This is a genomic window from Acinetobacter sp. YH12098 (genome assembly GCF_013419235.1).
Lineage (GTDB): Bacteria > Pseudomonadota > Gammaproteobacteria > Pseudomonadales > Moraxellaceae > Acinetobacter > Acinetobacter amyesii.
Genome location: NZ_VPAO01000012.1, coordinates 1 through 22,280 on the forward strand (window position 1 = coordinate 1; position 22,280 = coordinate 22,280).

The 22,280-nt window shown below is 42.2% G+C and carries 22 protein-coding genes; 6 read left to right on the forward strand and 16 right to left on the reverse strand.

The window, feature by feature from the left end; translation table 11 throughout:
- Positions 1–342: 342 nt before the first annotated feature.
- Positions 343–993: an orotate phosphoribosyltransferase gene (gene pyrE / locus FTU38_RS04975; RefSeq protein ID WP_078190583.1), complete on the reverse strand. Its 651-nt coding sequence runs from the start codon at positions 991–993 to the stop codon at positions 343–345.
- A 40-nt stretch (positions 994–1,033) separates the two neighbouring features.
- On the opposite strand from pyrE, the gene FTU38_RS04980 reads away from it, so the two are divergent.
- Together FTU38_RS04980 and FTU38_RS04985 are read left to right on the forward strand one after the other, a co-directional pair.
- A complete protein-coding gene (locus FTU38_RS04980; protein WP_180004389.1) occupies positions 1,034–1,852 on the forward strand; it encodes an exodeoxyribonuclease III in 819 nt (272 codons plus the stop codon).
- 629 nt (positions 1,853–2,481) lie between these two features.
- Positions 2,482–2,829 (forward strand): Spx/MgsR family RNA polymerase-binding regulatory protein, encoded by a 348-nt coding sequence (locus FTU38_RS04985; protein ID WP_180004386.1) that lies wholly within the window; start codon positions 2,482–2,484, stop codon positions 2,827–2,829.
- Between the two features lie 104 nt (positions 2,830–2,933).
- On the opposite strand, the gene FTU38_RS04990 is transcribed toward FTU38_RS04985, so the two are convergent.
- Positions 2,934–3,371 (reverse strand): DUF2147 domain-containing protein, encoded by a 438-nt coding sequence (locus FTU38_RS04990; protein WP_078193227.1) that lies wholly within the window; start codon positions 3,369–3,371, stop codon positions 2,934–2,936.
- 155 nt (positions 3,372–3,526) lie between these two features.
- Between FTU38_RS04990 and FTU38_RS04995 the strand changes: the two genes are divergently transcribed.
- A complete protein-coding gene (locus FTU38_RS04995) occupies positions 3,527–4,438 on the forward strand; it encodes an alpha/beta hydrolase (protein WP_078190587.1) in 912 nt (303 codons plus the stop codon).
- Positions 4,439–4,526: 88 nt separating this feature from the next.
- Here FTU38_RS04995 and FTU38_RS05000 read toward each other — a convergent pair whose 3' ends face one another.
- Complete coding sequence (locus tag FTU38_RS05000; RefSeq protein WP_180004384.1) at positions 4,527–5,096, reverse strand: FMN-dependent NADH-azoreductase; 570 nt, start codon at positions 5,094–5,096, stop codon at positions 4,527–4,529.
- Positions 5,097–5,350: 254 nt separating this feature from the next.
- Here FTU38_RS05000 and FTU38_RS05005 point away from each other — a divergent pair, with 254 nt between their 5' ends.
- Positions 5,351–6,544, forward strand: a complete 1,194-nt coding sequence (locus FTU38_RS05005) for a GGDEF domain-containing protein (RefSeq protein ID WP_180004382.1) — start codon at positions 5,351–5,353, stop codon at positions 6,542–6,544.
- Positions 6,545–6,578: 34 nt separating this feature from the next.
- On the opposite strand, the gene FTU38_RS05010 is transcribed toward FTU38_RS05005, so the two are convergent.
- From FTU38_RS05010 to FTU38_RS05030, 5 genes are all read right to left on the reverse strand, one after another.
- A complete protein-coding gene (locus FTU38_RS05010) occupies positions 6,579–7,247 on the reverse strand; it encodes a glutathione S-transferase family protein (protein ID WP_180004380.1) in 669 nt (222 codons plus the stop codon).
- 3 nt (positions 7,248–7,250) lie between these two features.
- A complete protein-coding gene (gene dsbD, locus FTU38_RS05015) occupies positions 7,251–9,047 on the reverse strand; it encodes a protein-disulfide reductase DsbD (RefSeq protein ID WP_180110684.1) in 1,797 nt (598 codons plus the stop codon).
- Positions 9,048–9,101: 54 nt separating this feature from the next.
- Positions 9,102–9,872 (reverse strand): transporter, encoded by a 771-nt coding sequence (locus FTU38_RS05020; protein WP_180110685.1) that lies wholly within the window; start codon positions 9,870–9,872, stop codon positions 9,102–9,104.
- A gap of 14 nt (positions 9,873–9,886) precedes the next feature.
- Positions 9,887–10,429, reverse strand: coding sequence for an ankyrin repeat domain-containing protein (locus FTU38_RS05025; RefSeq protein ID WP_180110686.1), 543 nt, complete (start codon positions 10,427–10,429; stop codon positions 9,887–9,889).
- Positions 10,430–10,557: 128 nt separating this feature from the next.
- Entirely contained in the window at positions 10,558–10,923 is a 366-nt protein-coding gene (locus tag FTU38_RS05030; protein WP_078190593.1) for an HPF/RaiA family ribosome-associated protein, read from the reverse strand.
- Between the two features lie 496 nt (positions 10,924–11,419).
- Between FTU38_RS05030 and FTU38_RS05035 the strand changes: the two genes are divergently transcribed.
- Entirely contained in the window at positions 11,420–12,157 is a 738-nt protein-coding gene (locus tag FTU38_RS05035; RefSeq protein WP_078190594.1) for an outer membrane protein OmpK, read from the forward strand.
- Positions 12,158–12,257: 100 nt separating this feature from the next.
- Positions 12,258–12,758, forward strand: coding sequence for a GNAT family N-acetyltransferase (locus tag FTU38_RS05040; protein WP_180110687.1), 501 nt, complete (start codon positions 12,258–12,260; stop codon positions 12,756–12,758).
- Positions 12,759–12,775: 17 nt separating this feature from the next.
- On the opposite strand, the gene FTU38_RS05045 is transcribed toward FTU38_RS05040, so the two are convergent.
- From FTU38_RS05045 to FTU38_RS05080, 8 genes are all read right to left on the reverse strand, one after another.
- Positions 12,776–13,258 (reverse strand): DUF1877 family protein, encoded by a 483-nt coding sequence (locus tag FTU38_RS05045; RefSeq protein WP_168379686.1) that lies wholly within the window; start codon positions 13,256–13,258, stop codon positions 12,776–12,778.
- 355 nt (positions 13,259–13,613) lie between these two features.
- The gene (gene urtE, locus FTU38_RS05050; RefSeq protein WP_068532840.1) at positions 13,614–14,312 is read right to left on the reverse strand and encodes an urea ABC transporter ATP-binding subunit UrtE; all 699 of its coding nucleotides are present in this window, start codon (positions 14,310–14,312) and stop codon (positions 13,614–13,616) included.
- A gap of 10 nt (positions 14,313–14,322) precedes the next feature.
- Positions 14,323–15,144 carry an urea ABC transporter ATP-binding protein UrtD gene (gene urtD, locus FTU38_RS05055; protein ID WP_068532837.1) on the reverse strand — a complete coding sequence of 274 codons (822 nt, stop codon included), beginning with the start codon at positions 15,142–15,144 and terminating at the stop codon, positions 14,323–14,325.
- Positions 15,141–16,214: an urea ABC transporter permease subunit UrtC gene (gene urtC, locus FTU38_RS05060; protein WP_180004373.1), complete on the reverse strand. Its 1,074-nt coding sequence runs from the start codon at positions 16,212–16,214 to the stop codon at positions 15,141–15,143. The genes urtD and urtC overlap by 4 nt, the downstream gene beginning before the upstream one ends.
- Positions 16,215–16,218: 4 nt before the next feature.
- The gene (gene urtB, locus FTU38_RS05065; RefSeq protein ID WP_180004372.1) at positions 16,219–17,853 is read right to left on the reverse strand and encodes an urea ABC transporter permease subunit UrtB; all 1,635 of its coding nucleotides are present in this window, start codon (positions 17,851–17,853) and stop codon (positions 16,219–16,221) included.
- Between the two features lie 95 nt (positions 17,854–17,948).
- Positions 17,949–19,235, reverse strand: coding sequence for an urea ABC transporter substrate-binding protein (gene urtA / locus FTU38_RS05070; protein WP_180004371.1), 1,287 nt, complete (start codon positions 19,233–19,235; stop codon positions 17,949–17,951).
- A gap of 375 nt (positions 19,236–19,610) precedes the next feature.
- Positions 19,611–21,491, reverse strand: coding sequence for a DNA topoisomerase IV subunit B (parE, locus tag FTU38_RS05075; protein ID WP_180110688.1), 1,881 nt, complete (start codon positions 21,489–21,491; stop codon positions 19,611–19,613).
- A gap of 187 nt (positions 21,492–21,678) precedes the next feature.
- Positions 21,679–22,278, reverse strand: coding sequence for a YqiA/YcfP family alpha/beta fold hydrolase (locus FTU38_RS05080; protein WP_180110705.1), 600 nt, complete (start codon positions 22,276–22,278; stop codon positions 21,679–21,681).
- Positions 22,279–22,280: the final 2 nt, after the last annotated feature.

Genomic DNA, 22,280 nt, shown 5'->3' on the forward strand with positions numbered 1-22,280 from the left:
CCGAGTCGTAAAGCTCAGAAAGTTGTTATTGAACAAAGAAATTTAAATCCTGTGCTTGACTCTTGTAGTTAAAAACAGGACATTTTAAATGGTTTATCGCATAGACATTTCTACTTGGGAATAACAGCTCTTTTTTATTTCTTATAATTCATATTTTTATCGTATAGCAAAAAGCCCAATCATCTCTGGTTGGGCTTTTTTAATGATTTTTCACGTTCCACGTATTACATTTGATCAATATTCCACGTTAGTGTTTAGCTTGACTAAACACTGCTATGCTCAAAAACAAATGAAACAATAGGCTTCCGCTTCCTTTTTAACAACCTTAAAATATAAAAAATCTTAGATCCCATACTTCACACGGTACGCTTCCATTTTCGCTAAAGCTTCAGTTTCACCTTTAGCCTCTAAGAAAGTCATCAAATCTTTCATGGTAATTAAGGCATGAACTGGGATTTCGAGTTCTTTTTGTACTTCTTGAATCGCAGACAAATCACCTTGTCCTTTTTCTTGACGGTCTAGCGCCACCAATACGCCCGCAATTTGCGCGCCAGCATTTTTCAAAATAGTCACCACTTCACGAATCGCTGTACCCGCAGTGATCACATCATCAATAATCCAGACTTTTTTACCTTCAACAGACGCACCAACCAATACACCGCCTTCGCCATGGTCTTTCGCTTCTTTACGGTTAAAGCCCCAAGGTACGCTCACACCATGGTTCTGTGACAGTGCGACAGCCGTTGCTGCTACAAATGGAATACCTTTATAAGCTGGGCCAAAGACCACTTCCACATTATCGCATTCTGTTAATTTAGCTGCATAGCCAGAAGCCAATAATGATAAGGCTTCGCCATCGTTTAGTAGACCTGCATTAAAAAAATAAGGACTCACACGACCCGATTTTAAAGTAAACTCACCAAATTTAAGCACACCACGTGATAATGCGAGTTCGATAAAAGCTTGTGGATTAAATGCCGCTTGCGCTGTCATGAGGTGCTCCATTTTTTTAAGTTTGAGGTTAAACCTGAGCATGATACCAAAGAGTAGCTATCCAAGTGATCAAAAAATTTTACGTGTCGTTTCAATTAATGTGAATGGTCTGCGTTCCGCTGAAAAAAAAGGTATTTTTGACTGGATGGCAACTTCAGATGCCGACGTCATCTGCATGCAAGAATCTCGTATTAACCATGAGCAATGGACCGATAAATTTAAACCTGAAGGTTGGTATACGCACCTGTTTCCTGCTGAAAAACCAGGTTATGCAGGCACTGCCATTTATAGCCGCCTACCCTTTGTATCAGTGAAAGATGGCTTAGGCTTTGAATTAGCCGATAGCCAAGGCCGCTTTATTTCTGCTGAGTTCGATTTAGGACTTGGACAAACTGCACATATTTGCTCGCTCTACCTGCCTTCTGGTTCATCGGGTGAAGAAGCTCAGGCACGTAAAGATTTATTTTTAAACGAATACAAACAAATTTTGAAGCAATGGCGTGCTGAAAATAAGTCAGTGATTGTTTGCGGTGACTACAACATCGTGCATAAACGTATTGATATTAAAAATTGGTCTGGGAACCAAAAGGCTTCAGGCTGCTTACCACATGAACGTGCATGGCTCGATCATATTTATGATGAGCTTGGCTATGTCGACACCTTCCGTGAGGTACGTAAAGAAGCCGAGCTTTACTCTTGGTGGTCTAACCGAGGACAAGCGCGTGCCAAAAATGTGGGTTGGCGTATCGACTACCATGCATGTTCACCAGACTGGAAAGAACGTACAGTCAATGCTTGGATATTTAAAGATGAATGGTTTAGCGACCACGCCCCTGTCATTATTGATTATAAAATTTAAGCTTCCAACAATTAATTTAGTGAACGATTGTTTACTCAATTAGAGCTTATTTCTCACATTACATGACGAATTTGTGGATTTATCTCATAACTTGAACATAGCATTATGGTCGCACGGCAAAGGGACATGTCAGGATGACATAAAAGGATTGGACGCCGAAGGAAGTATAAAAACAAACTAAATGATTTAGCTTGTTTTCAAGGATGTGACAATGGACGTTGGATTGAGACCCGCATGATCAGGATGATTAAATGCGGGTTTTCTCTTATCTAGTCCCCACATCTATAGACTCAAACATCCCCCAAATAAAACAGCTAAAAATTCGATCTGCACAGCATTTTCTTATTCTCGCTTTCTTTCTACTTTTGACTGTGCAACCTTAAGCTGAATTTTCTTGTTATTGCATCGCTTTCTTTTCTGAGCATCGTTTTGTTCTGTAGGCTATTCTAAAAGACCAAAATGTCGTTTTGATGACAATACCCAATATTTATTACATGCGACTTTTACAGCAAAACATTTATTTCTCAATCCACATCCAGATCGAGCTTTGAGCATTGATGAATTAGCCTGTAGGATAATGCTGAATTGTATTTTTATCTTATTGTTTGAATAATTGAGGACACCTGTTCATGCTTAAAATTTATGGCATCAAAAACTGTAATACCATGAAAAAAGCTTTCGACTTGCTCAACGAATTAGGCCTAAGCTACGAATTTCATGACTATAAAAAACAAGCGATTGATGCTGAAACCGTAAAAAAATGGCTTAATGCCAAAGGCGCTGATGTGATTCTCAACAAAAAAGGCACAACATGGAAAAAACTCAGTGAAGAAGAGCAACAGACAGCGTTAGCCAGTGAAGAAAATTTGATTCAATGTTTAATAGCGCATAGCAGCATGATTAAACGTCCTGTACTCGATACAGGTAGCGATTTATTGGTTGGCTTTGATGAAAGCGCTTACCGTGCATTGAAATAAATTTTTTTATCACACTCATGCACGGCTCTAATTCAATTGTGGCTGAAAATAGGCTATAAAAAAGCCTGACATTGTCAGGCTTTTTTTGTTTGAATCATGTCAAATTAGTTGGCACGAATCCATGTTTGATTACGACCTAAAGCAGCAACGCCAATAAAGCCGCGAAGCTCTAGTTTTTTGCCACCATCAGCCAATTGACCTTTTAACTTGTAAGTTTTACCTGATTGAGGATCCAAAATTGAACCGTCTTCATAGCTTGTACCACCTACATTTTTAAGACCTGTCACAATACGTAAGCCTTTTAATGATTTGTTGTGATATGGGCCTTCACATTTTTTACAAGCGTTCTCTTCACCTGGTGTCAAAACTGACTGAATGCTCGCAGAAAGCGTACCATTTTTTTGCTCAGTGAATTTTACAATCGCTTTTGGCTGCTTGGTTTTATCATCAATGGTTTTCCAAGTTGTACCATTTAGCGGATCTGCAGCATTTGCAAATGCGGCTAAACTCATCAATCCTAATGCTAGTGCAATTTTTTTCATTTTTGTTTATTTCCCTGGTCTGATATAGACGACATTAGTATCCAAAAGTCACAACAATTTATCAATTTTTGTATGTGACCGTTTAGTGTAACCTTGTAATTTGTGTTGGTAAATATGCTCACACGATTCCAAAAATAGAAAAAGATGGAAAGACAATGAAGATATCGCCACTGACGAAACAACTGATTACAGAAAGTATTTTAAAAACCACAATTCGTGGGCCGAGCCAATTCAATTTACCGCCCAATACTTTAAGGTTTGCTTTGGAACAAATGTGTCGTGCATTTCCCCAAAACCCGGATGTACAAATTCGTCCTATTCGCTTAGCCGGCTTAAAAGCCGAAGAAATCAAACCTCAACAGGCATCGACCCAACTCATTTTTCATATTCATGGGGGTGCATTTTTCTTGGGTTCGATGAACACGCATCGGGCGTTTCTGACTCAAGTTGCGGCACGCACGCAAATGCAAGTGTTACATTTGGATTATCCTTTATCCCCTGAAGCACAGTTCCCTGAAGCACTCGATGCCCTTTTTGATGTGTATGCAGTGTTATTAGATCAAGGGGTTCAAGCCAAAGATATTATTTTGTCAGGCGACTCTTGTGGTGCAAACTTGGCGCTTGCCTTAGCCCTTAAAATTCAACAGGAACAACTTCCACAAGTCAGTGGTTTGGTGTTAATGTCACCGTTTTTAGACTTGACCCTGAGCAGTGAGTCTTTGCGTTATAACCGTAAGCATGATGCGCTGTTAAGCATAGAAGCCCTCGAAACAGGTATTGATTATTATGTACCACGCTCGGTCGATCGAGCTGATCCATTGGTTTCGCCTTTTTTTGCAGAGCTCAAAGGACTACCTCCGATTCATATTCAAGTGGGTTCTAAAGAAATTTTATTGGATGATGCGCAGCGTTTTAAAGTCAAAGCAGAAGAAGCCGGCCTAGATGTCGAATTCAAGTTGTACACTGGCATGTGGCATAACTTCCAAATGTTTAGCCCATGGTTTGAAGAAGGACAGCGTGCGCTGAGTGATTTAGCCGATTTTGCACACCGACTGGATCAGGACTAATCCCTGAAAACTAACTCCCTAAGAACCGATCGAAATCACCATAAAAAAAGGTCAGCATATGCTGACCTAAGAGGGAAATGTCAATCTGTTAAATGGCTTGAATTTGAGCCTGAGCTGTCGCCATTGCTTGTGCTTTCATGTCAGGTCCCATATTGACACCTTCTGCACGAATCACATCAATATCACTGACACCTGTAAAATTAAACACGGCTTTTAATAAACCTTCTTGATAATCTACAGGGCTGTTATCGCCATACACACCGCCACGACTGCTGGCAATATAGACTTTTTTGTCACCTGCCAAACCCACTGGACCTTGTTCTGTATATTTAAAGGTACGACCTGCAACACTGATACGGTCAATCCATGCTTTCAAAGTTGATGGCAAACCGAAGTTATACATAGCAGCACCAACTACAATCACATCGGCATCTAAATACTGTTGTAACAACTGCTCGCCTAAAGCCGATTGTTCTGCATTTTGACCCATCAAAATTTCACTGCTGAGATGTGGAATCTGCTGTACTGCTAAATCGAGATGTTGAACCTGTGCCGCATCACCATGTTTTTGCTGTAGCTGTTGTACAATTTCAGCGCTGAGTTGACGTGAAACTGAAGCGTCGCCCATGATGCTTGAATCAATATGCAAAATTTTCATGACTAAAACCTAAAGCTGTTGTTATTAACTTGAGCCTAGTGTAATCACTTTTCATAAATAGAATAATCCCGATCCTTATGACACTATGTTTTATTTTTAGAACAATCTTTTTGAACTCGTAAAAAATTTAAAATTACTGAGCGGTTCTTGACCGTTATCAAGTGTAAATTTTCATGCTAATGTAAGCCTATAAAATGATATCTATATAAACTTTAAGAAAAAAACTGATAACTCGAACAGGGCAAAGACACAGGATGACGGTGAAATCAAGCATACGTGACATGATCCTTCGCAATAGAATCGCCCAGTATTTACTGGAAGATGAAGTGGTCATGAATTGGAGCATCCTGAAAAAGTGTATGCTCATGCTGATGCTTGGCTCAGCCATTCATCTGCTTTGGATCATTTGGAAATTTTATGTTTATGTCACGCCAGAACTTTGGCAGTGGGTTAACCTTGATCTTATCCACTCTCAATTGTGGACCAATATCGTCTTTTTTAGCTTAATGGTGCTATTGATTTGGCCTTGCTATGCTGGAAAAGAAAACCCAAAAATTCAGCTTGTTTTACCTTATCTTTCAGTCGGTTTATTCGTCATTTCTTTATGTCGTGATGGTTATTTAATTGGTGTCATGAGCCCAGCCACCATGATCTCCTATGTGAGCCTAGTGACCGTTGGATTAGTGCTATTTACACGAAAAATCGTCTATAGCATGCTGATTCCAGCCACGATTTTTTTATCCATTTGTATGTATTTAAGCATCCGCGGCATTATCCCCTATGCCCCGATTTTTCAACCTCATGCCTATGGCTATCAAAATAGTTTTTGGCTCTTCTCAATGATCTTTTTCATTGTTCCTATTTTATTAACCTGTCTGGCTTTATTTGAAATCTTACTCAGCCAATGGCGTCACCGTGAGCATTTGATTCAAAAACTCAGTCAAGTCGACCCACTGACCAATTTATTTAATCGACGCAGTATCAATCAGTGTTTGGAACAGCTCGATAGTGCTAAAACAGATACATATGCACTGGTCTTGTTGGACTTAGACCATTTCAAACGTATCAATGATGAATATGGACACGATAAAGGCGATGAAACCTTAATTCTCGTCAGCCAAGTATTAAACCAACATTTACGTGGTAGTGATGTGGTTGGGCGTTTTGGCGGGGAAGAGTTTATTTTGGTGTTAAAAAACTCTAACTTAGAACAAGCAATTTTCATTGCAGAGCGCTGTCGAAAAGCCATTGAACAGCTTGAAATTTGGGGGCATGACGGTCAGTCGATTCATGTGACAGCCAGTTTTGGCATTGCGATTTCAACGCCTGAATTAGTACCACAACAATTACTGACCCATGCAGATCAAGCGCTATATGCAGCTAAAGCTGGTGGTCGTAACATGGTCATGGCGTACACAGAACAACAAAGCTTTAGCCATTTGGTTTAAAACTTTTATCTAGGTCAGACGTGGCGTTGAGCTTTTAACGTGGATACTGTTCCATACGACGGACTGGCTGTTCCAGTTGAGCAGCCGTGATCCATGCCACCACAGAAGGATGCTGCAAAATCTTTTGCATATAACGCTGTGTGTTGTCACTCACAGGTAGCTGGAAGGTCTGTAAACGTGTCACCACGGGTGCAAAAAATGCATCGGCAATACTAAATTCACCGCATAGAAAGCTATCCACCGCAGGACGACTCGACCAAATCTGCTCGATTCGAGTCACTTCAGCACGCAATTCAGCATGTTCAGACCATAATCTCTGACCATGACGACCATAATCCGCCTGTAGATTCATACTGCATAAGCTACGCAATTGCATAAAACTACTGTGCATTTCCGCGCAAATACTACGTGCCCATGCGCGTTGCGTGGGATCTTTAGGCCACAGTGGAAGATCTTGAAACTGCTCTGCCAAATATTCACAAATTGCCAATGAGTCCCAAATCATCACACCGTCATGTTGCAGTAGGGGCACTTTACCATTGGCATGTAGGGCTAACATTTGCTGCTTGAATGCTCCGCCATCTGCTTCTTCAGAAAAAGGAATCAAGATCTCTTGAAAGGGTAAATTAAACGCGTGTAACACCAACCACGGTCGCATAGACCACGTCGAATAGTTTTTATTGGCAATATATAATTGCATCATTTTTTATTCTCCACGCGATTTAAATTTTTCCAATTGCGCTAGCAATTCTTTCTCGCTAAATGCGCCCGTCAAACGCAGTCCACGTATCTCTTGATGCGCTGTATCTAAAAATAAATAGGTCGGTGGCCCTAAAATATCCCATTGATTGAGCAGAACTTGATGGGTTGCATCATACTGACTCAAATCCAACTTAATTAAGTAATACGGTGCCAAAGCCTGTTGTACCGAAGCCGATTTTAAAACTTTATGTTCAATCGGCTGACAGGCCACACACCAATCGGCATAGACATCAATAATCGCGGATTGACCTTGGGGAATTTCACTTAATAAACGTTGAAACTCTTCCGCTGTATGTGCCACATGCCAAGCACTTTGTTTTTGATTTTCTTCGACTAAAAAACGTTGGCTGTGTTGATATTGACTGTACACAATATAAGGTACAGCTGCACAGAACACCAAGATATATAACCATTTGAGCTGAGTACTGCGCCATAAAATGCGCCAAAGCACATAAGCGCTAAACACCAGCCCCAGAGCAAGGGATAACCACTGTAACCAAGCTTCACTGATCAATGGTCGAATAAAATACAAAGCCAATGCCAACATAATGAAAGCAAAGAGCACCTTGATTTGATTCATCCACAAACCCGCTTTAGGCAATACCCGTGAGCCAAGGACACTAGCCAACAATAGCGGGGTTCCCATGCCAAAGCCGAGGGTGAATAACAATAATGCACCTTGCCACTGACTTTGGGTTTGGGAAATGAATAATAATGCGCCTGCCAACGGTGCTGTCATACAAGGACCGACTAGTAATGCTGAAATTATCCCCATGACCCCAGCGCCAACGAGACTACCGCCCTTTTGCATCGACTGCGCTTGGTCTAAGCGATTGACCCAACTGCGTGGCAATTTCAGTTCAAATAAACCAAATAAATTCAGGGCAAAAACCACAAAGAGTACGCTAAAGGCAATTAAAGTCGAGGGTTGTTGCAACCAACGCTGGAAATTCAAACCTGCAGACGATGCCACCAAGCCGAGAATGGCATACACCATCGCCATACTGGTGACAAAAGTCAGTGCAATCATCCATGCTTTTAAACCTCGGCTGTCGCGGACAATCAGTGAGGTTAAAATCGGCAGCATTGGCAATGAACATGGGGTAAAAGCCAGCAAAAAACCCAGTCCAAAAAACAGTAAAAGTCCATAAAATATAGAGCTTTGTGCTAATTTTTCAGACCACATTTGGTCACTTGCGGTATAGCGTTCAGAAGCCAATGCAGCATTATCTGCCCGCTGCTGATCTAAACGATTCGCCATAGGCTGTTCGACAGTATTTTCTGCTGCGAAGTCGAGTAAGCGTTTATTTGGACTGGCAAGATTTTGCTGTGTGACCAAGCCAGAAGCATCCGTTTCAAAGCTGATGCTCTGTGGTGGATAACACACCCGATCCTTGGCACAGCCTTGCCAACTGACTTGATAGGTCTGCAGTTTTTGAGTCGGAATTTTAAAAATCAACTGTTGGTAATACACCTGCGTATGACCATAGTTATCGTCTTTTAAATCCTCAGCAGCAGGCAAATCCAAAGCTAAAACTTGATTGCCCTGCTTCACCTCTATTTTGTGCTGATACAGATAATAATGCGCTGGAATATCCCAACTCAGCTCCGCCTGATCTGCACGCTCAGAGACGACCGAGAAAGGAAAAGCATCTTCAGCTGAAAGTAATGCATCCTGAGCAGAGACGCCCATACTGAACGACAGCACAGCCGCTGCCGCAACATAAGTCCATTGTTTCATTCAGCTGAATTCATCCTCAGTCTGTATTTATACGTTTTAAAATTTAGGGTTCTTTTAGAATAGGTAAGATACGCCTAAACCTGACTGATAATTTTTATGACCGCCAGTGAGTTCTAGACCAACGCTCGCATCAAACTGCATACGATCCGAAACGGCATATGTCAGGCCTGAAGCCAAAGACACTTCCTGATCGGTACTCTCTGCTTTGCGATAAACCAGCTCAGAAAAACCCGATAAATTACCCGCAATGTGATATTCCATTCCCGGAATAGCACTCACAGCCCAATCACCATCTTGAACTTCATAACGCATGGTCATTGAAGTCCCAATTGTATCGCTATAATCATAAGCCACGGCTGAAGTCAGACTATAAATGTCATCTTCAGCACTAAAGCCTTGATTGCCTGTTGCAATAATGGCTTCTGCAAGAATGGCCATCGATAATTTCTCATCATTCAAATCAATGGCTTTTTTCAGGCCAATGCTGACATCACCCAAACCATCATCTTCAACTGAGCGACCCGCAACTTTGGTTTTAGACCATGCAGGACCTTGCCAACCCAATTGCAATTCCAAATCTTTTGCCAAACCAGTACGGAATAACATGTCTGCATTTAAAGTGGTGTTTTTTACTTTTTCACCATTGTCATCACGACTTTCACTATAGCTCGCTGCTGGCAAACTTTGTTCCCATGCCAAACGACCTACAGGGGTAATGCCTGTGCCCATACCCGCGCCCGGACGGTCAAATGAAAAATCCGCCGCAAATGCAGACAGGCTCAAACCGGATAATGTTGCAATGCTTAAAACTTTAAATACAGTCATGTTTTTACTCACAATTATGTTAATTCTTTGCTCATTTTTGCGCCATGGCTACGCAAAAGCTCCAAGGTTTGTTTTTCTTCTTCCAATGCTTCCGACCAATTTACCGCGTCAAAATCACAGTCAAAAAATAATTCACTAATCGACGATAAAATGGTTAAACCATCGCTATCAATCATATTTGGATTCACTTTTTCATCCAATAAGCGCTGTACCGCAGGGACACATGCTGCACTCGCGGCGTCCCATAATGGACCATAAATTTCTTCAGCATCCCATAAATGCACATTGGCTTTGGCTTGAATCAGCGCTTCCAAGATTTGCATATGTACGTCTAAATGTTGTGCTTTCTGTTCTGCTGTTAAGGGTTGACCTGCTTCATATGCTTCGCAAACCATTTCCCACCATTTAAACAAACCATCAGACCATACAGAAACCGCAGGTCCTTTTTCAAAGTCGATAAAATTTGGATTAAGACCATCTGCCAACAGGCGTTGCACCTGTGCAAGATCTTGTTCTTCTAACGCTTGCACAAAAAGCTGTTGTTGCGCTGTTAACATCGGGAAAGCTCACTTCAATTTATTTTGATCTATTATGCCGAATAAAGCTGCGTTTGTTTGAATTTCATGTAAAACAAAATACAAAACACACAAAAAAAGCCCCGCAGGGCTTTTTTAAATTTTGAGACTTATTCGTCGTCTACGCTGTCATCTGCTTCAGCAAAAGCAGGTTGCGTACTGCGTGGGTTCTCTTTCTTTTCAAACACATGTTCAAGACTACGTTTAAGTCGATCAATTGCACCGTGAATAGCTGTATCTACGTTATGACCACGATGGTTAACCACGACAGGCTTCAAACCCGCTGGACGCGCTTCAATCATACATTTAATGTCATCGCTGCCGCCCTTGTCCCCATTTTCATCACTTAAATGCACCGAAAAGTGGGTAATACGTTCACTATGGCGCTGAAATTCTTCATTAAGTTCTGCACGAACGTATGTAATTAGTCGATCACTGTTTATAATGTTTTTATCTGTACGGATTTCTATGTTCATAATATCATCCTCATATCTATCTGTAATATCTATAAATATTTGTGCAAAACTTATTATCTTGGCACGTTACATTTGCTGTAAAAGTTACAGCAATGACCATCTTCAACTTTGTATGGAACGTCGTCCTCCACATTGAATGATGAACACTTTAGAGTCTGCAGATCCGTGTCCTTATACTTCGAATATCGGTCTTAAGTTAGAATTTTGCAAGTGCTATTTTGATATTTTTTTAATATCCATACAAAAAGTAAGACTTTATTGTAGATTTGCATTGTTTTAATTGATTTGGGTCATATTTTTGTGCATTTCCTCGACGCCCACCTTCTATTTGTACAATTCCATTCCAACTCAAAATCTCGCTTTTACCGTCATCGATCATTCACGGCATATTTCCCCTTCAAATTACAAAACAATTTTGCCGTTGAGTAAAATTTGGCTTTATTTTTGCTTAATAATCTGTATGCTTTCAGTGCTTCTCGGGGGAGATATTTTTTTAATGAAACTTACACAAATCGTTGCATCATGTGCATTAGCATCTGCTGCTGCTTTCACTCAAGCTTCACCTATCGTATGGCAAGATTTCAGCTTAACTGGCTTATATGGTGAAAACTATGAAGTTGGTACTGAAGACCGTACAACGATCACAGCCGAATATGCAGCTAAACTGAAATATTCAGATGTATTCTTCTTCGTTGACCAACAATTGGATGGTAACGATGATCAATCAACTTATGCAGAATTAGCGCCACGTTTAAGCTTAGGTGAAGTTTCTGGTAAAGACCTTTCTATGGGTCCAATCAAAGACGTTCTTATTGCAACGACTTGGGAACATAATGCCGGTTACGATCACCACAACTCTGAATTTAACAACTTCTTGTACGGTGTAGGTTTCTCTCTCGATATTCCATATACACAATATGCGAATGTGAACTTCTATAAAGCGGCTAACGACAAAACTAAAGATGATTATCAAATGACAATCACTTATGCAGTGCCGTTCAAATTAGGTTCAGAAGAGTTTTTAGCAGATGCCTTCCTAGACTGGTCTACTGCTGAAGCAGACCATGCAAGTGAATTAAACTGGACATCTCAGTACAAATGGAATGTGGGTAAACACATTTCACCAAAAACTAAATTATATGTTGGTATCGAACATTCAGTTTGGAACAACAAATTTGGTATTAAAGGCGTAGACCAAAACGATGTCAGTGCTTTGGTGAAATACCACTTCTAAGTTCGACTCAGAACGCGATGAAGAAAAAGCAAGGTTCATCACCTTGCTTTTTTTATGCCTAAGTTTTTAAATTGACTTTATTTTTATCAGAAATTTGCGCATGTCTTTTCTCATTCGACCTGCAATTCTACAAGACTTAGCGGCCATGCTCGCAATCTATAATCATGAAGTTCTCAACGGCTTTGCGACATGGAATGATCAAGCTTATACCCTTGACTCTTTTCAACAGAAATTGCTGGAATTCCAAAAGCAAAATTTTCCATTTGTGGTGATTGAAGATCAGGATCAACAGCAAATCGCCGGTTATGCTGACTATGGTTCTTTCCGCCATTTTGCTGGCTATCGACATACTGTTGAGCATTCTGTCTATATTGACCCAAACTATGCTCGACTGGGTCTCGGTCAGCAATTATTAGAGCACCTAATTCAGCATGCCAAAAGCCAAAGTATGCATGTGATGATTGCAGGCATTGATCACGGCAATAGCGCCTCGATTGCCCTGCACAAAAAATTAGGCTTTAAGCAAACAGGTTATATGCCTGAAGTGGGACAAAAGTTTGGTGAATGGCGTGATCTCGTCCTGATGCAACTTCAGTTATAACCCGCGTTAAGCTGTGTTTATGGTAATTTATCCAAACGAATACCATCTTGAATTACACTCAGCACCGATAAGTTATGACGCACCGCATCGCGATAAAGATCTTGTAACTGTAAAAAAAGCAGTTTTAATTCGGCCAATTTAAGCTCTTGCTCAGGTGCGGTTTCTGCAATCGTGACCAAATAACGTTTTTTGATTTCATCCACGCTTAACTGTTGTAATGCCTGATGGATTTCTGCAACGCGAACTACAGTATTGTAATGCACTGCAAGGCTCAGTCCCGGGCGTCGCTCTGACAATGGATGTTCTGCCTGAATGGCATAACTCAGTGCCGCAACTGAATCACTGTTCACGCTTAATAATGGATTCAACTCTTGCCACGCTTCCCCTAAAAAAAAGGAGTGTTGTACAAAAGGTGAATCCAAGACATCTTGAGGGGTTTCTGCTTCTAAAATCAGAGTTTCCAAATCATTCGGTGGGATCAAATATAATATCGCGTCCATATTCTTATCTCCTTGTTATGTCGTACATTTAGATTAATGTAATCCACACAAAAATAAAGCAGATATTTTGTATATTCGACTGCAGTTGATCGAATACTGATGGATGCCCATTCGCCCTTTACCAAAGTTTCAGTACTGCACTTAGCATCACTGAAGCACGACATGCTGAAGCTTCAAATCACAATGCTGAGAACAACTTAAGCTTATGGCTTAAAACAAATTTTTTTTGAAGCCCCTCGTTTTTTTAATGCCACTGCCATGACCAGCAACGATTTTTTTGATCGTAGTAAATTGAATGAAAAGAGTAACGAGCTTGATTGATACAAGCCCGCCACACATCGCAGTCAACTAAATATTAAATCGCCACCAATTCCCGAATGCCTTTTTCAGGCATTTCACTACCGACACCTTGTGCAATCACTTGCCCCCGCGCCATCACGGTATATTCATCTGCCAGTTCTTCTGCAAAATCATAAAACTGTTCAACCAAAACAATCGCCATTTCTCCGCCATCGGCTAACTGACGAATCACACGGCCAATGTCTTTAATAATCGAGGGCTGAATGCCTTCGGTCGGTTCATCTAAAATCAATACCCGTGGTTCGGAAGCGAGCGCACGGGCAATCGCCAATTGTTGCTGCTGACCACCAGATAAATCTCCACCTCGACGATGTTTCATTTCATCCAATACGGGGAAAATCTCATAGAGATGTTCTGGCACTTTTCGGGTTTTAGCGCCTTTAAATTTTGCCATCCCAATCAAAATATTTTCTTCAACGGTCAAGGTTGAAAAAATGTCCCGTCCTTGCGGTACATAAGCCAAGCCTTCACGTACACGTTGCTCTGGACTCAGTTTAGAAATGTCTTTGCCATCCAGTAAGATCTGCCCAGACTTGATCGGTAAAATGCCCATTAAACATTTTAAGAGGGTGGTTTTACCCACACCATTTCGCCCGAGCACCACTGAACATGCCCCCACGGGAGCGGCAAATGTCACATCTCTTAAAATATGACTGCCACCATAAAACTGATTGACGTCTTTGACTTCTAACATGGTCTGCTCCTTAACGTCCGAGATATTTTTCAATGACATCTTCATTGGCTTGGACTTCGGCCAATGTACCCTCTGCCAAAATCGCACCTTGCGCCAACACGGTGACTTTTTCACTGATGGTGTCAATAAAGCTCATGTCATGTTCAACCACGATAAGGGTATGGTTCTTTTTCAACTCTAAACACAGCTCTGCGGTACGCTCTGTTTCAGCATCGGTCATTCCTGCTACAGGTTCATCCAGCAAAATCAATTTTGGACGCTGCATTAGTAGCATGCCTATTTCTAACCACTGCTTTTGACCATGTGACAACAGCCCTGCCGGTTTATGGATCAATTCTTCTAAGCGGATTTGTGCTAAAGATTCGTCCAAGGCGTTTTGCGCATCTGGATCGAGTTTGCTGAAAAAACTCTTTTTCACCCGTTTATCTTTAGGTGCAGCCAATAACAGATTTTCCATCACGGTAAAATTTTCAAATACGGTTGGCTTTTGAAACTTACGACCGATTCCGGCTTCTGCTATTTGCTCCGTGCTCATTTTTGCCAAATCATAGGTTTGCCCAAAAAAAGCCGAACCTTCTGTTGGGCGAGTTTTACCCGTAATCACATCCATCAGCGTGGTTTTGCCTGCACCATTGGGACCAATGATGCAGCGCAGCTCACCTTCTTTGATATATAACGACAAATCATTTAATGCGCGGAAAGAATCAAACCAAACGCTGACTTTTTCTAAATACAGGGCAATCCCGTGACTGAAGTCCGCACCCTGCTCTTTCGGTCGTCCATAACCTTCTGCGGCATGACCGCCATGCGGTTGAACCCATTGATCATTCATTCGCTGCGCTCCTTTTTAAACCGCTCTAATAGCCCAATCACGCCATTTGGCAGGAATATCGTTACCACAATAAACAGCGCACCTAAAATCAATAGCCATACCTCTGGATAAGCCACCGTGAAATAGGTCTTCATCCCGTTGATCAAACCTGCACCCAGTATCGGGCCAATCAGCGTACCGCGCCCCCCTGCAGCCACCCACACCGCCATTTCAATCGAATTGACAGGGTTCATCTCACTCGGGTTAATAATACCGACTTGGGGTACATACAGAGCGCCTGCAATCCCTGCGATCACGGCAGACAACACCCATGCAGAGAGCTTGTACCATAAGGTGCGGTAACCTAAATATTGCAAACGGTTTTCACTGTCACGAATTGCACCAAGTACGCGACCATAGGGTTTATTCATCAGGTGACGTAAACCGACAAAACAGATAAGCAAAGTCAGTGCCGTGAGGAAACACAAGGTTGCACGCATTGGTGCAGAGGTAATATCCATACCTAAGATGGTTTTAAAACCGGTAAAGCCGTTGTTACCGCCAAAGCCTGTTTCATTGCGGAAAAACAGTAGCGCCGCAGCAAAGGTCATGGCTTGGGTAATAATTGAAAAATACACGCCTTTAATTTTTGAGCGGAAGGCAAAGAAGCCAAAAATGAAGGCAATCAGTCCTGGGACCAAAACCACCAAAGCCAATGCCCACACGATATGTTCAGTACCCATCCAGTACCACGGTAGCTCGGTCCAACTCAAAAAGCGCATAAAGTCGGGTAAGCCATCGCCTGCCGCTTCACGCATGAGATACATACCGAAGGCATAGCCGCCCAAGGCAAAGTACAGACCATGCCCTAAGCTTAAAATGCCGGCATAGCCCCAAACCAAATCTAAGGCCAATGCCACCAAGGCGAGACACATAATCTTGCCAATGAGCGTGACCCAATACGCTGATAAATGCAGTGCTGAATCGGCGGGTAATACATGTAACCAAGGTAAAATCAGTAAAATGGCAAAGCACACGGCAATCGCCATACCGCTATAGGGTTTATCCGATAATAACGAAGTGATTTTCATGCGCTTACTCCACAAAACGGCCTTTGATGGCAAACAAACCTTGTGGACGTTTTTGAATAAACAAAATCACAAGAACCAGTAGAATAATTTTCGCTAAGACTGCACCCATGCCGATTTCCAGCACTGTGCCACTGACACCTAGACCTAAAGCCGCCAATACTGCGCCCCATACTTGGCCAACACCGCCAACCACAACCACCAAGAACGCATCGATAATATAGTTTTGTCCTAGGTCAGGACCGACATTGCCGACTTGTGCTAAGGCACAGCCTGCCAGACCTGCAAGCCCCGAACCTAAACCAAAAGCCATCATGTCAATGCGGCTAGAACGGATACCTACGGCCTGTGCCATTTGACGGTTTTGCGTCACGGCACGAACAAATAAACCAAAACGGGTTTTATTCAGTAAATAAACCAGCAACAACAGTACCGCAACGGTAAAGCCAATAATGGCAATGCGGTTATAAGGCAGCATCAGGCTCGGTGTCACAGCGACCCCTCCTGACAGCCAAGAAATATTTGACACCTCAACGTTCTGCGCACCAAAAACCATGCGCACCACTTGCATTAAAATTAAGCTCACACCAAAGGTGGCTAATAGAGTTTCCAATTGACGGCCATACAAGGGACGAATAACAGTACGTTCAATCAACATGCCGATCAAAGCACTTACAATAAATGCAGCAGGAATCGCGGCAATCAAGTACCAGTCGACATAGCTACTGAGATAACTCCTAAACAGGCTTTGCACCACATAAGTGGTATAGGCCCCGATCATGATCAGTTCACCATGCGCCATGTTAATCACGCCTAGCAGACCATACGTAATGGCTAAGCCCAACGCCGCCAGTAGTAAAATACTGGCCGTGCTGAGACCTGAAAAGACATGTCCAGTCCATTCACTGGCCTGAATACGAGTTTTAATATTGCTCTTGGCTTCTGTCAGTGCGGCTTTTAACTCAGGATGCAGGTTGGCTTGTTGTAATTCCTGTTCCACCATCGCCAACACATCGGGACGGTTAGAATCTTGCAGCACTTTGGCCGCCTGTATTTTTTGTAAAACATCAGGGTTTTGATAATCCAAGCGTGCTTTGAGCTGCGCTAAACGGGCTTTAACTTTGTTATTTTTTTCATTTAAATACAATTGATTAATATTTTTAACATCCAACTCAGCCAAGTTATTTTCTAAAATATCAATTGCATCCAAACGTTGGTTTAAATCATCCGATTGCAGCTTTTCTTTCGCTTGCGCAAACGTTAAGGCTTTACGAAGGGTATTCACCAAGGTGACTTGAGATAAATCGGCAGGCCAATCCGTCACGGTTTGCAAATCAGGATAGCTCAATAATTTTTCGTCAGTTTCTAAAATATAGGTTTGACCGCTTTGACCACTATATAACTGGTCTTTTTCGACCAATGCGGCCAACTGATCTAAGGATTCAATATCGCCCGGCCATTGATTCAGTAAACTGCGGCGCTCGGTAAAACTACCGCGAACAAATTGCTGAATGGCGTCACCTTGCTGCACAGATTGCACCGTAGGCACGACATTCGCTGCAGTTTCTGCATGCACGATTTGCAGACAGAATAATTGGCTCAGGAATAGAAAAAGGATCGGGAAATTGCGTAATTTTTTCATCTTATAAGCATCCCTATTGAGTAATAGAACAACCCCATCTAGGGATCACATCAAAACATGCCCACTACACAATGGCAGTAGGCATTTGGATTGAATTATTTCGGGATGTACGGGCTCCATGGCTCTGCAGCAATGGTTTTTGCGGTTTTGTGCACCACATCAAACTGACCATCGGCACGGATCTGACCAATCATGACTGGTTTATGCAAATGATGGTTCGACGCATCCATTTGCAAGGTATAGCCCGATGGCGCTTTAAATTCTTGGCCGGCCATAGCTTCACGCACTTTATCGACATCTGTGCTTCCTGCTTTTTCTACCGCTTGTTTCCACATATTGATGCCGACATAGGTAGCCTCCATCGGGTCATTGGTCACAAATTTATCGGCATTTGGCAGTTTGTATTCCACGGCATACTGCTTCATTTTATTGGTGAATTCAGTATTCACTGGATTTTTCACCGACATGAAGTAGTTCCACGACGCCAAGTGTCCTACCAGCGGCTTGGTATCGATACCGCGTAATTCCTCTTCACCCACAGAGAACGCCATCACTGGAATATCCGCAGCTTTGATGCCTTGGTTGCCCAATTCACGATAGAACGGCACATTTGAATCGCCGTTAATGGTCGAGATCACAGCAGTCTTTTTCCCTGCCGCAAACTTCTTCACATTGCCCACAATGGTTTGATAGTTGCTATGACCAAATGGGGTATATTCTTCCATGATGTCTGCATCGGCAATGCCTTTCGACTTCAAAAATGCACGTAAGATTTTGTTGGTGGTACGTGGGTAAACATAGTCTGTGCCCAATAGTACAAAGCGTTCTGCCTTACCACCCTCTTCACTCATCAGATATTCAACAGCAGGAATCGCTTGCTGATTCGGTGCTGCACCTGTGTAGAAAATATTTTTAGACTGTTCCTGACCTTCATACTGAACAGGGTAGAACAATAAGCCATTTAATTCTTCAACCACGGGTAAAACCGACTTACGAGATACCGACGTCCAGCAACCAAAAATCACGGCTACTTTGTCTTGGGTAATCAACTGACGGGTTTTTTCCGCAAATAGTGGCCAGTCCGATGCCGGATCCACCACCACAGGTTCTAGTTTTTTGCCCAATACCCCGCCATTGGCATTAATTTCATTAATCGCCATCAAGGCCGTATCTTTTAGAGAAGTTTCTGAGATCGCCATCGTGCCTGACAGCGAATGTAAGATCCCGACTTTAATAGTATCGCCACTTGCTGCAGCGGCTTTTGGTTCTGATGTAGCGCTTTCTGTTTTTTCTTCTGCAGGTTTTGAACAGCCCGTTAAAGCAATCGCCCCAGTCATCGTTGCCGCTAAAATACTTTTAGCAAATACATTGCGTTGAAACATTATTCACACTCCCAACCTAAGCTTGTAATTCACATTTTTAAAATGCATTTGTTGTCTTTCATCACAACAGAGCAATTCAATAACTGTGCCAAGCCTTATTTTTTATTTTGATTGAGTGCTTTTATTTATTTTTAAATGTTATTTTTCACATAGTTACAATCATAAAATTTGCTTTTAATTTTTTATGGGTCGATTCAAAAATCGTAAAATCACCGCAAAGATGCATACAAACTTGTATCCAACATTTGACCTATAATTGAACAATTTTGCGACGTTTTTCAAAAAACACGGTGTTTTGGCACACAAATCATGCAGCTTTTCCTAAATTTGAAGCAAAAAAAAACCACTTGCGTGGTTTTTTTCCTTGTTGCAATTTTAAACCGCTAAATCGGCCAAATTACCCTTCTGTTCCAACCAATATTTACGGTCTGAAGAGCGCTTCTTCGCCAATAATTTGTCGAGTAAACCTGAAGTAAACTGTACGTCATCCAAGTCCAGTTGCACTAAACGACGTGTATCGGGATCCATAGTCGTTTCACGCAGCTGACTCGCGTTCATCTCGCCCAATCCTTTAAATCGTGTGATTTGAGGATTTTTGGTTTTACATTTCTTTAAGATGCTTTCTAGTTCATCTTCATCCAAGGCATAGTGCACATCTTTATTGTCATCTATACGGAACAGCGGTGGCATCGCCACAAACAGATGTCCTTCCTCAACCAAAGTATGGAAATGTTTGACGAACAATGCGCAGAGTAAAGTCGCAATGTGCAAACCATCAGAGTCCGCATCGGCCAAGATACAAATCTTGCCATAACGAAGTTCTGACAAGTCGTCACTGCCCGGATCTACACCAATCGCAATCGCAATATCATGTACTTCTTGCGATGCTAAGACCTCATCAGATGACACTTCCCAAGTATTTAAAATCTTACCGCGGATCGGCATGATCGCTTGGAAGTTCTTATCACGTGCTTGTTTGGCAGAACCACCTGCAGAATCCCCTTCCACAATAAACAGTTCTGATTCTTCGAGGGTATGGCCCACACAGTCGGCCAATTTACCTGGTAAGGCTGGACCTGAAACGATCTTTTTACGTTCAACTTTTTTCGCAGCTTTTAAACGGCGACCGGCCTTGGCAATCACCATTTCTGCCAGTTGCATAGCAATATCGGAGTTTTGATTCAGCCACAGTGCAAAGGCATCTTTGGCAATATTTAACACCACACTAGAGGCTTCACGGCTTGAAAGTCGCTCTTTAGTTTGACCCGAAAATTGCGGCTCTTGGAATTTTAAAGACAGAATAAAGTTGACGCCATCCCACACATCTTCGGCAGACAGCTTCATATTACGCGGCAACAAGTTACGTAATTCACAGAACTCACGAATCGCATCTGTCACACCCGAACGTAAACCGTTGACATGTGTACCGCCTTGCGCAGTTGGAATCAAATTGACATAACTTTCTTGAATCTGTTCGCCGCCTTCAACGTTCCAGCAAATGGCAAATTCAGCACTAGCACGTTCAGCTTCACCAGTCGCCACAAATGCAGGAACTGGAACGATGTCACGGTCTTGCAGCTCATCCATCAAATAGTCGACTAAACCATTTTCAAATTGCCATTCGATCTTTTCGTTGTTGATTTGATCGATATAAATAATCTGCAAGCCTGCCGCCAAAACAGCCTTGGCTTTTAAGTTGTGTTTTAAGGCTTTCAGCGCAAATTTAGGCGAATCAAAATATTTGGCTTCAGGCCAAAAATGCACGGTAGTACCCGTTGCACGTTTAGCGCATTTACCTTCCAACACCTCAAGCGGTGCCACAGGAACGCCATGTTCAAAGGCCATTTTATATAGATTGCCTTGACGCTGAACTTCCACTTCAACACGATCTGACAGTGCGTTCACCACCGAAATACCCACACCGTGTAAACCACCTGAAAATTGGTAGTTATCGGTACTGAACTTACCACCGGCATGTAATTTGGTCAGAATAATTTCAATCCCGCTTTGGCCATACTCAGGATGAATATCAACAGGCATACCGCGTCCATTGTCTTCTACCGACAAAGAACCATCTTTATAAACCGTCACAGTAATTTTATTGGCATGTCCTGCAAGCGCTTCATCGACGGCGTTATCTATCACTTCCTGCGCCAAATGGTTTGGTCGTGTAGTGTCTGTATACATCCCCGGACGACGACGTACCGGATCTAGGCCAGATAAAACTTCAAGTGATTGAGCCGTATATTGCGTCACGTTGCAAAATTCCCTGCTTTTTGGTTAAAACATTTCTTTAAGCGCTACAGTATATGCTTTTTTATTAAAATGCATATCTCTTGCGATCAGCCGCCATTTTCTTAAACAATTTCAACGTCAAATGATGTCGTAACTGCCCATTATTTGTATGTTAGATCTAGCTAGTCAGCATTTGTATTGGATCATTTTATTTAGGCATATTTTTGACAGCATCGGACAAAAACTGCAAGAGCATCGGTATTTTTTCTGCAAAATCATCCATGCCATGTGTTCCACCCACCTCAGTAATCAACATGGCCATGCCGGCTTGAGCCGCACTATAAAAATCAGCGGCATCTCGATAATCCAAGGTTTCATCACCTTGTTGGAGCAAGACCAACAGTTGATCTGCATTCTTAACCTTAGATACCGCCAAAGCCTGCATTTGATTGAGCTGTGCATCATCTAAGCACCATGTTTCAGTCACCTGATAGGGCAATGCCGTCTCGCCAAATAAATCACGAAATAATTGCCATGGATAGACCGCAGGATTGATGAGCACCGCAGGAATGTGATGGCGTGCCATCAACTGCGTCGCATAAAAGCCACCTAAGCTGCTGCCCACTAAAACCACATCATCTAGACCGTCAATCAGCTCTGACATCTGCTGCATCACCTGTAGCGGTGGCATATTCAAATCTGGCAAATGCACATGCACACCATTTAAGTTTGCGCAATAGCACCGCAATATCTGCCCTTTCACTGAATTTGAGTTACTTTGAAAACCATGCAAATACACAATATTCATCA